At 72.0% G+C, this 14,515-nt stretch carries 13 protein-coding genes and 2 pseudogenes; 3 read left to right on the top strand and 12 right to left on the bottom strand.

The features are described from left to right. Positions 1–13: 13 nt before the first annotated feature. From pstA to AC38ZX_RS02400, 7 genes and pseudogenes are all read right to left on the bottom strand, one after another. Complete coding sequence (gene pstA / locus AC38ZX_RS02430) at positions 14–964, bottom strand: phosphate ABC transporter permease PstA (RefSeq protein ID WP_426594292.1); 951 nt, start codon at positions 962–964, stop codon at positions 14–16. Between the two features lies 1 nt (position 965). After that, a pseudogene (pstC, locus tag AC38ZX_RS02425) lies at positions 966–1,953 on the bottom strand (phosphate ABC transporter permease subunit PstC). A gap of 34 nt (positions 1,954–1,987) precedes the next feature. Further along, positions 1,988–3,172: a phosphate ABC transporter substrate-binding protein PstS gene (locus tag AC38ZX_RS02420; protein ID WP_491296219.1), complete on the bottom strand. Its 1,185-nt coding sequence runs from the start codon at positions 3,170–3,172 to the stop codon at positions 1,988–1,990. Between the two features lie 170 nt (positions 3,173–3,342). Further along, the gene (locus AC38ZX_RS02415) at positions 3,343–3,486 is read right to left on the bottom strand and encodes a hypothetical protein (RefSeq protein ID WP_491296218.1); all 144 of its coding nucleotides are present in this window, start codon (positions 3,484–3,486) and stop codon (positions 3,343–3,345) included. A gap of 612 nt (positions 3,487–4,098) precedes the next feature. Continuing rightward, positions 4,099–4,827: a response regulator gene (locus AC38ZX_RS02410; RefSeq protein WP_426594287.1), complete on the bottom strand. Its 729-nt coding sequence runs from the start codon at positions 4,825–4,827 to the stop codon at positions 4,099–4,101. Next, positions 4,824–6,061: pseudogene (locus AC38ZX_RS02405) on the bottom strand (sensor histidine kinase). Before AC38ZX_RS02405 ends, AC38ZX_RS02410 begins: the two are co-directional and overlap by 4 nt. Before the next feature lie 115 nt (positions 6,062–6,176). After that, positions 6,177–6,659 carry a DUF1269 domain-containing protein gene (locus AC38ZX_RS02400; RefSeq protein WP_426594285.1) on the bottom strand — a complete coding sequence of 161 codons (483 nt, stop codon included), beginning with the start codon at positions 6,657–6,659 and terminating at the stop codon, positions 6,177–6,179. A gap of 192 nt (positions 6,660–6,851) precedes the next feature. Here AC38ZX_RS02400 and AC38ZX_RS02395 point away from each other — a divergent pair, with 192 nt between their 5' ends. Both AC38ZX_RS02395 and phoU read left to right on the top strand, forming a co-directional pair. After that, positions 6,852–7,076 carry a DUF8691 family protein gene (locus AC38ZX_RS02395; RefSeq protein WP_426594284.1) on the top strand — a complete coding sequence of 75 codons (225 nt, stop codon included), beginning with the start codon at positions 6,852–6,854 and terminating at the stop codon, positions 7,074–7,076. Positions 7,077–7,208: 132 nt separating this feature from the next. Further along, entirely contained in the window at positions 7,209–7,874 is a 666-nt protein-coding gene (phoU, locus tag AC38ZX_RS02390; protein ID WP_491296217.1) for a phosphate signaling complex protein PhoU, read from the top strand. Positions 7,875–7,952: 78 nt separating this feature from the next. Here phoU and AC38ZX_RS02385 read toward each other — a convergent pair whose 3' ends face one another. The 5 genes from AC38ZX_RS02385 to AC38ZX_RS02365 all read right to left on the bottom strand — a co-directional run bounded on the left by AC38ZX_RS02385 (position 7,953) and on the right by AC38ZX_RS02365 (position 13,229). Then, positions 7,953–8,693, bottom strand: a complete 741-nt coding sequence (locus AC38ZX_RS02385; protein WP_426594282.1) for a phosphoglyceromutase — start codon at positions 8,691–8,693, stop codon at positions 7,953–7,955. Positions 8,694–8,836: 143 nt separating this feature from the next. Beyond that, entirely contained in the window at positions 8,837–10,141 is a 1,305-nt protein-coding gene (locus tag AC38ZX_RS02380) for a glycosyltransferase (protein ID WP_426595856.1), read from the bottom strand. A 79-nt stretch (positions 10,142–10,220) separates the two neighbouring features. Then, a complete protein-coding gene (locus tag AC38ZX_RS02375; protein WP_426594281.1) occupies positions 10,221–10,964 on the bottom strand; it encodes an Ig-like domain-containing protein in 744 nt (247 codons plus the stop codon). Positions 10,965–11,076: 112 nt separating this feature from the next. Further along, positions 11,077–12,090 carry a lactonase family protein gene (locus AC38ZX_RS02370; RefSeq protein ID WP_491296216.1) on the bottom strand — a complete coding sequence of 338 codons (1,014 nt, stop codon included), beginning with the start codon at positions 12,088–12,090 and terminating at the stop codon, positions 11,077–11,079. An 11-nt stretch (positions 12,091–12,101) separates the two neighbouring features. Then, on the bottom strand, positions 12,102–13,229 hold the full coding sequence (locus AC38ZX_RS02365; protein ID WP_491296215.1) for an ROK family protein: 1,128 nt from the start codon (positions 13,227–13,229) through the stop codon (positions 12,102–12,104). A gap of 67 nt (positions 13,230–13,296) precedes the next feature. Between AC38ZX_RS02365 and xylA the strand changes: the two genes are divergently transcribed. Further along, complete coding sequence (gene xylA / locus AC38ZX_RS02360; RefSeq protein ID WP_491296214.1) at positions 13,297–14,484, top strand: xylose isomerase; 1,188 nt, start codon at positions 13,297–13,299, stop codon at positions 14,482–14,484. Positions 14,485–14,515 lie beyond the last annotated feature (31 nt).

Genomic DNA, 14,515 nt, shown 5'->3' with positions numbered 1-14,515 from the left:
TCCTTGTGGGGGCTCAGGCCCGGGTCTTGGGCGCGAACCAGCGGCTCACGCCGCGCGCCAGAAGGTTGAGCAGCATGACGAACAGGATCAGCACGAGTGCTGCGCTCCACGCCCGGTCGTAATTGATCGTCGGGATGCAATCTGTCGCACCCGGGGCGCAGGGCACAAGACCCGCCGCGTACTGGCGGTAGACGTACACCGGCAGCGTCATCATGTTGCCGTGGAACGGGTCGCGATTGATCGAGTCCGTGGCACCCACCGTGATGAGCAGCGGTGCCGTCTCCCCGATCACGCGGGCGATGGCGATCATGATGCCGGTCGTGATGCCGGCCACGGCCGTGCGCAGCACGACCCGGATGATCGTCAGCCACTTCGGGACGCCGAGCGCGAACGAGGCCTCGCGCAGCTCGTTGGGGACGAGCCGAAGCATCTCCTCGGTCGAGCGGATGACGACGGGGATCATCAGCACCGACAGGGCGACGGCGCCCACGAGCCCGCTCATGGACTGCGGCCCGACCACCAGGTAGAAGAGCGAGAACGCGAACAGACCGGCGACGATCGACGGGATGCCCGTCATGACGTCGACGAAGAACGTCACGGCGCGAGCGAGCGAGCCCTTGCCGTACTCGACGAGGTAGACCGACGTGATCAGGCCGATCGGCACCGAGATGACGACCGTGAGCGCCGTGATGAGGATGGTGCCGAGCAGCGCGTGGTAGACGCCACCGGCGTCCATCCCGCCGTACACGTTGCGCATCGAGTGCGTCAGGAAGTAGAGGTTGAACCGGCCGAGGCCGTTGGACAGGACGCTCCAGATGAGGGACACCAGCGGGATCACGGCGAGCACGAAGGCGCCGTAGACCAGCCAGGTCATGAACCGGTCCTTGCGCCTGCGTGCCCCGTTGACCTGGGTCAGCGCGGCCCGCAGCGAGGCGGCCTCAGGGGTGAGCTGTGCGGTGGTCACGTCAGTTCGCCCCCGAGAATTCCTTGTTGCGCGCGATGATCGCGCGAGCGGCCAGGTTGACCAGCAGGGTGATCACGAAGAGCGCCAGGCCGGTCGCGATGAGCGTCGAGCGGCCGATGTCGTTCGCGTCGTTGAACTTGGCAGCGATGTTGCCCGCGATCGTCTGCTGCTCCGAGGCCACGAGGATCTTGAACGAGTAGAGGATCCCGGGCGACAGGATCATCAGCACGGCCATCGTCTCGCCGAGCGCGCGGCCCAGCCCGAGCATCGCGGCGGACGTCACGCCCGAGCGGCCGAACGGCAGGACCGCCATCCGGACCAGCTTCCCAGCGCGTCGCGCCGAGGGCGAGCGCGGCTTCCTCGTGCAGCCGCGGCGTCTGCAGGAAGACCTCGCGGCTGACCGCGGTGATGATCGGCAGGATCATGACGGCGAGGACGACCGCCGTGGTCATCAGGACGCGGGGCGGGTTCGACGCGTTGCCGTGCTGGTCGCCGGCGAACAGCGGGATCCAGCCGAAGTAGTCGACCAGGAACTGCCAGACGGGCTGAACCTTGGGCGCCAGCACCATCACACCCCAAAGGCCGTACACGACCGACGGGATGGCCGCGAGCAGGTCGACCACGTAGCCGAGGATCGACGCCATCCGGCGCGGTGCGTAGTGCGAGATGAACAGCGCGACCCCGACCGCGATCGGCACGGCGATCACCAGCGAGACGATCGCGGCGAGGATCGTGCCGAAGATCAGCGGCCCGACGACCGACCAGAGGTTGCCACCGGCCGGGATCCAGGGGACCTCGGAGGCGAGGTCAGGGTTCTTGAGAGCGGGCCAGGCCTCGATGATCAGGAAGATCGCGACCGAGGCGAGCACGGCCAGGATGAGGATCCCGGACCACACGGCGAGGTATCGGAAGCCGCGGTCGAGCCCCCGGTCCGTCGTCCGCGCCCTGCGCTTCTTGGGCGTGCGGACGGGCGCGACCGGCGGGGTCATCGCTGTCGTAGGCGAAGCCAACGGATGTCTCCTGTCAGAACGGTGGTAGAGCGCCACCGTCCGGCGGCCGCTGGGCGGCCGCCGGACGAGGACGTTGCGGCTGACCAGCCGGGCTGCGATCGCGTTGATCGACGCCGCGACGTCCGTGGCCAAGGTGTCCGGGATCGGGGCCGAGCCGGCCGCGGTGGCCGCCTTCGACTGACCGTCGGAAGCTCGCCGCGAAGGTGGCGTAGCCCTTGATCAGGTCCGCCTTCGCCGTGGGATAGGTGTTGCAGACGACCAGGTACGAGACCAGGATCGCCGGGTAGGCGCCCGCGGCCGTCGTGGTGCGGTCGATGTTGATGACGATGTCGCCGGTGGCGCGGGTGGTGTCACGGGGCGACGCGGCGACCGTCGCTGCGGCACCGTCAGCTGTCGGACCGTTGAACTCGGTGCCGACCCCCAGCGCGACCTTGCCGAGCGAGCCGACGGCGGAAGCGTCCGCGTAGCCGATGGTGCCGGGGGCGGCCTGGATCGTCTGGACGACGCCGGACGTGCCGTTCGCGCCCTGTCCGACCTGGGCGGGCCAGGTGTTGGAGACCGGGAAGGTCCACACGGTGGGCGCCGTCTTCGCGAGGTAGTCCTGGAAGTTCTTGGACGTGCCCGAGTCGTCGGAGCGGTGCACGACGGTGATCGGGCCGGAGAGCTTCGCGCCCGAGTTGAGGGCGGTGATCGCCGGGTCGTTCCAGGTGGTGATCGCGCCCGAGAAGATCTTGGCGACGACGTCCGGGGTCATCTTCAGGTCGGTGACACCGTCGATGTTGAACGCGACGGCGATCGGGCTGATGTAGACGGGCAGGTCGATGCCGGCGCCGCCGGTGCAGCGGGAGGCCGCCTGCGTGAGCTCGTCCGTGCTGAGCGCGCTGTCCGAGCCGGCGTAGTCGAGCGAGCCGTCGAGGAAGCCCTTGCGGCCTGCACCCGAGTCGGAGGTCGTGTAGTTCACGGTGACGCTGGGGTTCGCGGTCTGGAAGCCGGCGACCCACGCCTGCTGGGCCTTCTCCTGGGCGCTGGAACCGCCGCCGTTCAGGGTGCCGCTGAGTGTGGAGGCGGGGGCCTCCGAGGCGCCGCCGGAGGCGGCGGGGGTGTCGGTAGCGTTGTCCGATCCGCAGGCCGACAGCGCGAGGGCGAGCGTGCCGACGAGGGCAACCGCCCCGATGCGGCCGAGGAGGGGAAGCTTCACTGTGGTCCATCCTGTCGATCGTGTGCGCACCGATGTGTGCGCGGCGAGGCTGATGGTAGGAAGCGCACGTGACCGGCCGGACCGGTTCGGGTGAACCCCAGGTGAACGGTGGCCGACGACTGCTCGCAGCCCGGCCTGTCGAGAGGCGGGACGCACCCGTTCCGGGCGGCTCAGAGCGGGCCGACGACCTCGCCGCCGTAGGAGGCGCGGAGCGTCCGGGCAACGGCCCACGCGTCGGCGTCACGTTCGGCGACCGGGACAGGAGGGAGCAAGTCGTCCCACAGCTGCATGAACGCACCGAGCATCTGGCGCATCCCGGCGGGCCGGGCGTAGAAGAACAGATGCAGGTGCTCGGCGCCGTCGCCCCACTTGCTGACGTGGGCGCGGGCGATGTGCGGGAGCGCCTCGATCGCGCGCGCGACGTGGACGAGGAGGACTCCGAGCTCCCGAGGCCCGATCGTCCGGCAGGTCCGTGAAGTCGACGTGCGCCCGGGAGACCAGCAGGAGCGAGAGCGGCGCCCCGCCGGGCTTGTCGAACCGACGCAGCCGCCAGTGCTCGTCGCGCCAGACCGTGCCGCGATCGTCCTGGCACGACCGGCAGTCGACGCCACCCGCGCCGGCGCGCGGTGACTCCGGCAGCACCGGCGCCGCGAGCGGGCGCACGGTCAGGCCCTCCGCCTCGAACGGGAAGATGTCCCAGTCGGTCATCGGGGAGCGGGGCAGCCGACCGTCCTGATCAGCAGCGGCCAGGGCACGCGCGTGGTACTCGTCGGGGGCAAGCGGCACCGCCAGAAGGTAGCAGGTGGTCCGGTACGTCCCGTCGTGCGCCCGGCGGCGGCCTCGTGCGCACCGTCATCAAGAGGAGATGCCGAGCTGGCGGACCGAGCGGGGCTTTGGCGGACGGTCTGGGCGTGCTGGTCGACCTGCTACTCGACGTCGTCGGCGAACTTGTACCCGAGGCCGCGGACGGTCAGCACGAGGGTCGGGTTGCCCGGGTCGACCTCGATCCGGGCGCGGACGCGCTTCACGTGCACGTCGAGGGTCTTGGTGTCCCCGACGTAGTCGGACCCCCAGATGCGGTCGATCAGCTGGCCGCGGGTGAGCACGCGACCGGCGTTGCGCAGCAGCATCTCCAGGAGCTCGAACTCCTTGAGCGGGAACGCCACCAGCTCGCCGCGCACCCGGACCGTGTGGCGCTCGACGTCCATGCGGACCGGTCCGGCCACGAGCAGCTCGTCGTCCTCGAGGTCGTGGGCGAACGTTGCCGCCGGAGCCCCGACCGGGACGGCCGCGGCCTCGCGACGACGGAGCACGGCCCGCACCCGGGCGAGCAGCTCACGCGACGAGTACGGCTTGGTGACGTAGTCGTCGGCACCGAGCTCGAGGCCGACGACCTTGTCGATCTCGTCGTCCTTGGCGGTGAGCATGATGACCGGCACGTCGCTGACCAGCCGCAGCCGGCGGCACACCTCCGTGCCGGGCAGGCCGGGCAGCATGAGGTCGAGCAGGACCAGGTCGGCGCCGAGCTCGTCGAACCGCAGCAGGGCGTCCGTCCCGGTCGCGGCGGTGACGACGTCGAAGCCCTCACGCTCGAGCTGGTAGGCCAGCGGGTCGCGGTAGGACTCCTCGTCCTCGACGAGCAGGATCCGGGTCATGAGGCGCTCCGGTGCACGGGTGCTCCTTCGGGGCTTGCAGGCTGGTCGGGGATGGCGGGGGCGATCTCGATCTGAGGCGCGATCGTGGGCGTGTCCTCGGGGGCGTCCTCGGCCCGCGGGAGGCGCAGCGTGAAGGTCGACCCGCGACCCGGCTGGGACCAGACGGTGACGTCTCCCCCGTGGTCGGCGGCGACGTGCTTGACGATGGACAGGCCGAGACCCGTCCCGCCGGTGTCGCGCGAGCGGGCCGGGTCGACCCGGTAGAACCGCTCGAACACGCGCTCCTGCTCGGCCGCGCTGATGCCGATGCCCTCGTCGACCACCGCGATCTCGACCAGGCCGTCGACGAGCCGGACGCCGACGCCGACGTGCGCGGCCTCGCCCGAGTACGCGACGGCGTTGTCGAGCAGGTTGCGCACCGCGGTGACCAGCAGCTCGTGCTGGCCGAGCACCCGGGTGCCGTGCACGCCGCCGATGTCGAGCCGGACGTGCTTGGCCTCGGCGGTGGTGCGGGCCCGGTCGACGGCCTCGTTCAGCACCCGGTCGACGTCGACGAGCCCGGCCTGACCCAGCGCCCCGGCGACCTGCAGGCGGGACAGCTCGATGATCTCGTGCACCAGTGCCGACAGCCGGGTCGCCTCGGTCTGCATCCGACCCGCGAACCGTCGCACGGCCTCAGGGTCGTCCGCCGCGTCCTGAACGGTCTCGGCCAGCAGGGACAACGCGCCCACCGGCGTCTTGAGCTCGTGCGAGACGTTCACGACGAAGTCGCGCCGGATCGCCTCGAGCCGGCGCGCCTGGGTCAGGTCCTCTGCGAGGACCACGAGGTGCTGCGCGCTCACCTGGGCCACGCGCACCTGGACGAGCAGGATGCCGGGTCCGACCGGGCCGCGCGGTACCTCGAGCTCCTCGTCGCGGATCACCCCGTCCCGACGGACGGCGGCGATCAGGTCCCGGATGGCGGCCGGCGCGATGCGGCCGTCGCGCACGATGCCCAGCGCATGAGCCGGCGCGCTCGCGCGCACCACCCGGTCGCTCTCGTCCAGGACGACGGCGGCCGAGCGCAGGACGGCGAGCGTCCGGACCAGACCCTCGTCGAGGCCCGGACGGGGCTCGCGGGCACGGGGCCGCGCTGGGCGCGCTCGCTCCAGCGGAACGCCAGGGTCGCCACGACGCCCACCAGCAGGCCGAGCCCGCCGGCGAGCAGCAGCTTCAAACCCTCCGCGCCGTCCACAGGCCCAACCCTAGGACGGGTTCCGGGGTGCCTCGGGCCGCCAACGCGCCGCGCGGGCCTCCTGCCGTCGAGCGTTCATCGAGCGTTCACGCTCCTCGGACGACGTGTGCGCCGGTCAGCCGAAAGTCTCCATGAGTACCGAGCGCTCGGCCTCCGTGAGGTTCGTCGCGACGAGCGTGGAGTGCAGCCCGTGGAAACGCTCGCCCATCCGGTCGAGGTCGCCCTCGTCGGTGACCGCGCAGAGCAGCGACGTGCCCGGCGTGATCTGCTCACGGATCGTCGCCAGCTGGTTGTCGTCGAGACCCACCGCGGCCATCGACTTGGTGATCGCCCCGGCGGCCGCGCCGACCGCCGCGCCGAGCAGCGGGACGAAGAACAGGCCGCCGAAGAGAACGCCCCAGAACGCTCCCCAACCCGTGCCGCGCCACTTGTCCTCGTGGGAGTGGTGCATGTCCGGCTTCGCGGCGCCCTCGGGCCAGGTGATCACGGCGTGGTCCACGATCTTGACGAGGTGGTCCGAAGCGGCGGACTGCAAGGCCTCGGCGGCCTTCTGGGCGCCGTCGGGCGTGTCGAACTTCCAGGCGGTGAACGTCGTCATCGCTGTTCCCTTCCGTTGTGCCGAACTGACAGCCCGCGGTTGCGTGCGGCGACCGTGCCGCCCTGTTCCCGTCGACCGACTCACCCGTGACGGATGACTCAGCCGACGCTAGTGGCAATCTCACCCCGCGGGGGCGATCCGCTCAGCCCTTCGCCCGCGAGACGCTGCAGCATCGCGCCCCTGGGGGTCCCCGTGCTCTACCACATCCGCATCGCTGGGCCTTCGGCCATCGTCGACCTGCACGCCGACCGGCTGGGCGCCTACGACGTGGTCTCGGCGGGCGTCGGCGCGGAGACGGTGCTGTCCTGTCGGCTGCCCGACGCCGAGGCCCTGACCGGGCTGGTGGCGCTCCTGCACGATCTCGAGCTGCCCGTGACCGAGATGGCGATGGTGCCGGACGTCGACGGGTCGCCGTGATGTCGGCGGTTCCTGTGCGGCTTCCCACGCAACGGCCGTCGTCCGTTCACCTGCGTGGGACCCTTCGTTCATCTACCGGTGAAAATCTGATCCTCGCGATGGCACCTGCCGTCGCGGCACGAGAGGGAGCACATGCGGGACATCTTCGACGCCGAGCTGCACCAGCTCGGCGAGGACCTGGCGGCGATGAGCGGCAAGGTCGAGCACGCGATCACGAACGCGGGCATCGCGCTGCTGACCGCGGACCTCGCCCTGGCTGAGACGGTCATCGCCGACGACCTCGACATCGACGCCATGGAGCGGGACCTGGACGAGCGGTGCGTCCTGCTCCTCGCGCAGCAGCAGCCCGTCGCCACCGACCTGCGGATCGTCGTCTCGGCGCTGCGCATGAGCGCGTCGCTCGAGCGGATGGGTGACCTGGCCCGCCACGTCGCGCAGGTGGCGCGAGGGCGCTACCCCCGGCACGCCGTGCCGCACGCGCTGTCGGGCACGTTCGCCGAGATGCACGACGCCGCCGTCCGCGTGGCCCGTCGCACCACCACGCTGCTGACCAACCGCGAGGTGCTGCTGGCCGAGAGCATCGAGCAGGACGACGACCTTCTCGACGAGCTCCACGAGGACACGTTCGCGGCCCTGCTGGGCGGCTCGTGGGCCGGCACCACGCAGGAGACCATCGATGTGACCCTGCTGGGGCGCTACTACGAGCGGTTCGGCGACCACGGCGTCTCCGTCGCCCGCCGGGTGACGTACCTGGTGACCGGCGTCGGCCGCCAGGGCTTCGACCGCACCGCCGGCTGACCCAGCAGACACGAGAGCGGCGGCCCCCTCGGGGGTCGCCGCTCTCGTCGCGCCAGGCGCGGCCGTCGTGGTCGAGGGTCAGCGGCCCTGGTTGGCGACGGCCTTGATCGCTTCCGCGGCGGCCTCCGGGTCGAGGTAGGTGCCGCCCGGGTTGGTGGGCTTCAGCGTCTCCTCGTCGAGCGTGTAGAGCAGCGGGATGCCGGTGGGGATGTTGATGCCGGCGATCGTGCCGCTGTCGACGTCGTCCAGGTGCTTGACCAGCGCGCGGATCGAGTTGCCGTGGGCCGCGACGAGCACGGTCTTGCCGGCCTGCAGGTCCGGGACGATGTCCGAGGCCCAGTACGGCAGCGCACGGGCGAGCACCTGGTCGAGGGCCTCGGAGCGCGGGATCGGCTCGCCGGCGTACCGCGGGTCGGCGTCCTGCGAGAACTCCGAGCCCAGCTCGATGTCCGGCGGCGGGAAGTCGTAGGAGCGGCGCCAGAGCATGAACTGCTCCTCGCCGTACTCCTCGAGGGTCTGCTTCTTGTCCTTGCCCTGCAGCGCGCCGTAGTGCCGCTCGTTCAGGCGCCAGGAGCGCTTGACGGGAATCCAGTGCCGGTCGGCTGCGTCGAGCGCCAGGTTGGCGGTCGTGATGGCGCGGCGCAGGAGCGACGTGTGCACGATGTCGGGCAGCACGCCTGCGTCGGTCAGCAGCGTGCCGCCGCGCTTCGCCTCCACGATGCCCTTCTCGGACAGGGGCACGTCCACCCAGCCCGTGAACAGGTTCTTCGCATTCCACTCGCTCTCGCCGTGGCGGAGCAGCACGAGGGTGTAGGTCATGGTCGCCATCCTGCCGCAGGGTCGCGGCCGGGGCGTCGAGAGGGTCAGACCGTGGACGCCGCGTTCTCACGCACCCGGGACGAAGGTCCCGGGTGAGAGATCCGACGGACGACGCGCAGCCGGGCCGGCCACGACATCGGCGATCAGACCGTGGACGCCCGGACCTCGCCGGCGACCGAGTAGACCTTGAGCATCTGGTCGGCGGTGGTCGACCAGCCGAAGCGCTCCGCGACGCGCCGGGCGCCGACCGCGTAGGTCGAGCGCAGGGCCTCGGAGGCCAGCACCTCGGCGAGCACGTCCGCCCAGACGGCCGGGTCGTGGCCGCGCACGAGCCGGCCGGAGACGTCGTGGTCGACGATGGTGCGCAGACCGCCCACGCAGGCCGCGACCACGGGGATCCCGCTCGCCTGCGCCTCGGCGGCGACCAGCCCGAACGACTCGCTGCGCGACGGCATCGCCACGACGTCGGCCGCGTGGTACCAGCGGGCGAGCGTGTCGCGGTCCGCCGGCGGGTGCACGACGACGTCGTCGGCCACCCCCGTCATGGCCGCGAGCGCGAGCAGCTCGCGCACGGCGGTCGTCCGGCCGGACGGGCCCCCGAGCACCACGAGCAGCGGGACGGGACGGCCGGTCGCCTTGAGCACGCCGAGCGCACTGACCAGGACGTCCGGCGCCTTGAGGGCCTGGACACGGCCGGCGAAGAGCACGATCTGGCGGTCCGGGGGAAGACCGAGCAGGCGACGCGCGGCCGCACGGTCGCCCGGCACGAACCGGTCCAGGTCGACCCCGGGCTCCACGACGTGCACGCGGGCGGGGTCCGCGCCGTAGAGCTCGACCAGCTCCTCGGCCTCGACGGGTGTGCTGGCCACGAGCGCGTGCGCGTCGGCGACCACCTGCTCCTCGCCGATGATCCGCACGTTCGGCTCCGCAGGGTCGCCGGGCGCCAGCGACGCGTTCTTCACGCGGGCCAGGGTGTGCGCGGTGTGCACGAGAGGGACCTCCCAGCGGTCCGCCGCGATCGCGCCCACCTGCCCCGACAGCCAGTAGTGCGAGTGCACGACGTCGTACCAGCCGGGCCGGCGCGCGGCCTCGGAGCGCAGGACGCCGGCGGCCATGCCGCACAGCACGCCCGGCAGGTCGTTCTTGTCCAGCCGCTCGAACGGGCCGGCCGGCACGTGGTGCACCAGGATCGGCGGGACCACGCCCGCCTCGACCTCGTCGGCGAGCAGGACCTCGCGCTCCTGGGCCGTCGACAGCACGGCGCCCGCCGCGTCCAGCCCCGGCAGCGTGACCGTCTCGGCCTGGTCCGACGACGTCGCACGCGTGAAGATCTCTACGCGGGCACCCCGCGCGGCGAGCGCCCGGGACAGCTCCAGCACGTAGACGTTCATGCCGCCGGCGTCGCCGGTGCCGGGCTGCTCGAGGGGTGACGTGTGCACCGAGAGCATGGCGACGCGGGGTCCGGATGTCACGAAGGCTCCTGTCAGGGGACGGGTCGGCCTCCATTCTCCCTGAAATCGCGGCGAGTCACCGCACGACGAGCGCGCGAGGGGCAGCGGCCCACGGCAGATAGGTGCCGTCTCCGCTGTAGGTGACGACGACCAGCGCGGTCCTGGTGGCGATCGCGAGGTGCACGACGACGCTGCCGGAGGAGTTCAGCGCCACCGTCGTCTTGCGCAGCCCGTTCACCCAGACGGTGACGGTCCCCGTCGGCCGGGGGTCCGCGATTCCCGTGACCTGGACGTGGATCGCCTTCGGGTCCACGCGCCGGACGGACCAGTCGGTTCCGTCGGTGCGCACGGCGGCCAGCGTCCTGGTCACGGTCAGCGTGCGGGCGGTGGCGGACGACGGCAGGACGGGAGGGTCGGCGTACGGCGCACCGGCGTAGCTGGCGGTGACGGCGTGCCGGCCGACCGCTACCGTGCCGGGCAGCGCCACCCGGGCCGTGCCGTGCGCGTCCAGCTCGCCGTCGGCCACGGCGGTCCCGTCGACGAGCACCTGCACCTGACCGGTGGGCGTGCGGCCCGAGGCGGTCACCCTGACCTCGGCGGAGACCGGGAGCCCGGCGATCGTGAGCCCGAGCGAGAGCGCGAGCGTCGTGGTCGAGGCCGGCCCGTCGGGCGGGACCGGCGCGTCGTCGCCCGCGGCGTACGCGGCCGCCAGCGTCAGCGCGGCCCGGTCGACCGGCGGTGCGGCAAGGCTCAGCAGCGCGAGCGGGACCACGAGCGCCAACGCGGCGACGCTCGCGGGCAGCCGGTGTGCACCACGCACGGGTCACTCCCTCGTGACACGGCCGGGCTCCGTCGCACGACCGGTGCCGCGCCGCCGTCGGTGCCTCCTTGCACCAGCCGCGACCGGCTCCCGTCAGGTAATCACGGAACGCTCAGCGGCGCACCGGCAGGACGCACGCCGGCGACGGCAGGGGCCACGAGCCCCGCACCGACCCGTCCACGGACAGCACCGCGAGGTCGCCGGAGACCTGCTCGGCGACGACCGTCCATCCGTCGACCACCTCGAGATGACGGGGCCAGCGGCCGGGCAGGGCGTGGTCCGCGACGTGCTCGAGCAACCCGTCGTCAGCGGTCGTGAACTCGGCGACGACGTCGGCGGTGCGGGTGCCGACGAGCAGCCTGCGCCCGTCGAGGAGCACGTGCGAGGGGAGCGCGTCCTCGGTCCGGGTCGTGATCGCGGGCACGGTCTGCACGAGCGCCCCGGTGCCCGTCGCGGCGTCCCAGGCCAGCACGCGAACGGTCACATCGAGCTCGCCGACGACGTACGCGTGCCGACCGTCGGCGGCGAAGGCCAGGTGTCGCGGGCCGGTGCCGGGCTCGAACGCGACCGCGATCCCGTCGTCCTGCAGGCCGTCCGGTCCCCGCCGGTAGCGCCGGATCTCGTCGGTCCCCAGGTCCACCACGAGCACCCAGCCGCCGGGTGCGTGCGCGACGAAGTGCGCGTGCGGCCCTTCCTGGCGCTGCGGGTGCGAACCCGACCCGACGTGCCCGAGCACCCGGACCTCGTCGGTGAACCCGCCCGCCGCGTCGAGCGGCAGGACGGCGAGCGACCCGCTGCTGTAGTTGGCGACGAGGAGCGCGCCGCCGTCGGTGTCGAGCAGCAGGTGGCACGGGTCTGCGCCGCCGCTGGAGACGGTCTCGCGTACCACCAGCGTCTCGCCGACGACGTCGAACGCAGTGATCGTGCCGTCCGTCTGCTCGTTCACGGCGTACAGCACGGTCCCGCTCGGGTGCAGCGCGAGGAAGGACGGCGAGGGCGTCGCGACGAGCTGACGCGGGTCCTGGACCACACCGTCCACGAGGCCGACCCGCCAGATCCCCTCCCCCAGACCGACCGGGGTGCCGGCGCCGGCGACGGGATAGGTACCGATCCAGAGGTGGCTCACGGGGGACGAGCCTACGGCCGGGAGTCCCGCAGCCACTGTCCCGGGTCGGCCAGCACGCCGCTCAGCACGGCGAGCGCCGCACCCTTCATGGCCGGGTGGGCGCCGGCCCGGGCGCGCGAGACGGTCAGCGGCGCCCAGGGCGCGAAGATGACCGACGCGTCGAGCTGCTCCTGCACCGGTCCGCGGACGTGGTCGTACAGCCGGCCGAACGTGCCGCCGAGCACCACCTCGTCCACGTCGACGACGTTCACCGCCGCCCCGAGCGCGGTGCCCAGCGCCCGGCCCGCCTGCGCGACCGCCCGCTCGGCGTCGGGGTCGCGGGACTCGAGCGCACCGAGCAGGACCTCGAGCCTGCCCGTCGGGGCGATGCCCGCGTTGCGCAGCATGGCGTCCTGACCGGCCTGCTCCTCGAGCGGGACGCCGTCCACCTGGATGTGCCCGATCTCGCCGCTCCACCCGCGCCGGCCGCGGAACAGCTCACCGTCGAGCACGATCGCACCACCGATGCCGACCTCGCCCGACACGTACACGAACGAGCCCCCGCGGCGCTCGTGCGCCTCCGCCCGCGCCGCGAGGTTGGCCTCGTTGGCCAGCCGCAGGCCCGGGCGCTCGAGCATCGCGAGCACATCGACGTCGCGCCATCCCAGCCGAGGCGCGAACCGCAGCGGTCCGGTCACCCGGTCGACGAGTCCGGGCAGGGCGAGCACCGAGCCGGCCACCCTGACCCGGTCCAGCGCCGCGACGGCGTCGTCGGCGATCTGCGCGAGGCGTCCGAGCACCGTTGCCGGGTCGGAGTCGCGCAGGTCGTCGAACTCGACGTGCTCGGCGAGCACCTGCCCCGAGAGGTCGAGCACCAGCACGCCGAGGTAGTCGACGTTGACCTCCATGCCGATCCCCGCGACGGTCCCGGGCTGCGCGACCAGCGGCACCGCGGGCCGGCCGGCGCGCTGCGTCTGCGTGGGTTCGAGCTCGCGCACCAGCCCGGCGTCGACCAGCTGGTCGACCAGGCCGGTGACGGTGGCCCGGGCCAGTCCGGTCTGCGCGGCCACCTGCGCTCGCGAGAGCGGTGCCACGGCCTCCACGATGGAACGCAGCGCGACCGCGAGGTTCTGGTCCCGCATCTGCTCCTGGCGTGCCATGGGTTGACCTTAGTGGTCTCAGGGGATAAATTCATCGCGTAAATCAATCTCGACGAGGAGAGACGTCATGGCAACGCAGCCGACCCCGCAGGACAAGTTCTCGTTCGGTCTGTGGACCGTCGGTTGGAACGCCCAGGACCAGTTCGGTGGCGCCTCGCGCCCCTGGCTCGACCCGGTCGAGTCGGTGCACCGGCTGGCCGAGCTCGGCGCCGCGCACGTGACGTTCCACGACGACGACGTCGTGCCGTTCGGCTCGTCGGCGAGGGAGCGCGACGCGATCCTCGACAAGTTCAAGGCGGCCCTGGACGAGACCGGGATCACCGTCGAGATGGTCACGACGAACACATTCAGCCACCCGATCTTCAAGGACGGCGCGTTCACCTCCAACGACCGCCGCGTGCGTCGCTACGGCCTGCGCAAGGTGGTCCGCAACGTCGACCTGGCCGCATCGCTCGGCGCGTCGACGTTCGTCATGTGGGGCGGTCGCGAGGGCGCCGAGTACGACTCCGCCAAGGACCTGTACGCCGCGCACGAGCGCTACGCGGAGGGCATCGACACCGTCGCCGCCTACATCAAGGAGAAGGGCTACGACCTCAAGATCGCGCTCGAGCCCAAGCCCAACGAGCCCCGCGGCGACATCCTGCTGCCGACGATCGGCCACGCGCTGGCGCTCATCGCGAAGCTCGAGCACGGCGACATCGTCGGCCTGAACCCCGAGGTCGGGCACGAGCAGATGGCGGCGCTGAACTACACGCAGGGCATCGGCCTGGCGCTGTGGGCCGGCAAGTTGTTCCACATCGACCTGAACGGCCAGAAGTCCATCAAGTACGACCAGGACCTCGTGTTCGGTCACGGCGACCTCTTCTCGGCGTTCGCCACGGTCGACCTGATCGAGAACGGCTTCCCCTCCGGCGGCCCCCGCTACGACGGCCCGCGGCACTTCGACTACAAGCCGTCGCGCACCGAGGACTTCCGGGGCGTCTGGGACTCCGCGGCGGCGAACATGGCGACGTACCTGCTGCTCAAGGAGCGGGCGCTGGCGTTCCGTGCCGACCCCGAGGTGCAGGCGGCACTCGAGGAGTCCGGCGTGCTCGAGCTCTCGCAGCCGACGCTCGCGCCCGGCGAGTCGCTGAGCGACCTCCTCGCGGACACGTCCGCGTACGAGGAGCTGGACGTGGACGCGGTGGCCGCGCGCGGCTTCGGGTTCGTGCGCCTCAACCAGCTGGCACTCGAGCACGCGCTCGGCGCACGCTGACCGGTCGGCGGCCGCACCTGGGCTTCCCGGT

Source organism: Cellulomonas sp. McL0606 (assembly GCF_058248365.1).
Note: the sequence above shows the minus strand (reverse complement) of the source record. Positions and strands in the feature narration are given on the sequence as shown.

Excerpts from the sequence above, each read along its gene's own strand:
- AC38ZX_RS02415 (WP_491296218.1), bottom strand. The coding sequence starts at position 3,486 with ATGCGCCAGATGCTCGGTGCGTTCATGCAGCTGTGGGACGACTTGCTC.
- AC38ZX_RS02410 (WP_426594287.1), bottom strand. The coding sequence starts at position 4,827 with ATGACCCGGATCCTGCTCGTCGAGGACGAGGAGTCCTACCGCGACCCG.
- AC38ZX_RS02400 (WP_426594285.1), bottom strand. The coding sequence starts at position 6,659 with ATGACGACGTTCACCGCCTGGAAGTTCGACACGCCCGACGGCGCCCAG.
- phoU (WP_491296217.1), top strand. The coding sequence starts at position 7,209 with ATGCGGGACATCTTCGACGCCGAGCTGCACCAGCTCGGCGAGGACCTG.
- AC38ZX_RS02385 (WP_426594282.1), bottom strand. The coding sequence starts at position 8,693 with ATGACCTACACCCTCGTGCTGCTCCGCCACGGCGAGAGCGAGTGGAAT.
- AC38ZX_RS02380 (WP_426595856.1), bottom strand. The coding sequence starts at position 10,141 with ATGCTCTCGGTGCACACGTCACCCCTCGAGCAGCCCGGCACCGGCGAC.
- AC38ZX_RS02365 (WP_491296215.1), bottom strand. The coding sequence starts at position 13,229 with ATGGCACGCCAGGAGCAGATGCGGGACCAGAACCTCGCGGTCGCGCTG.
- xylA (WP_491296214.1), top strand. The coding sequence starts at position 13,297 with ATGGCAACGCAGCCGACCCCGCAGGACAAGTTCTCGTTCGGTCTGTGG.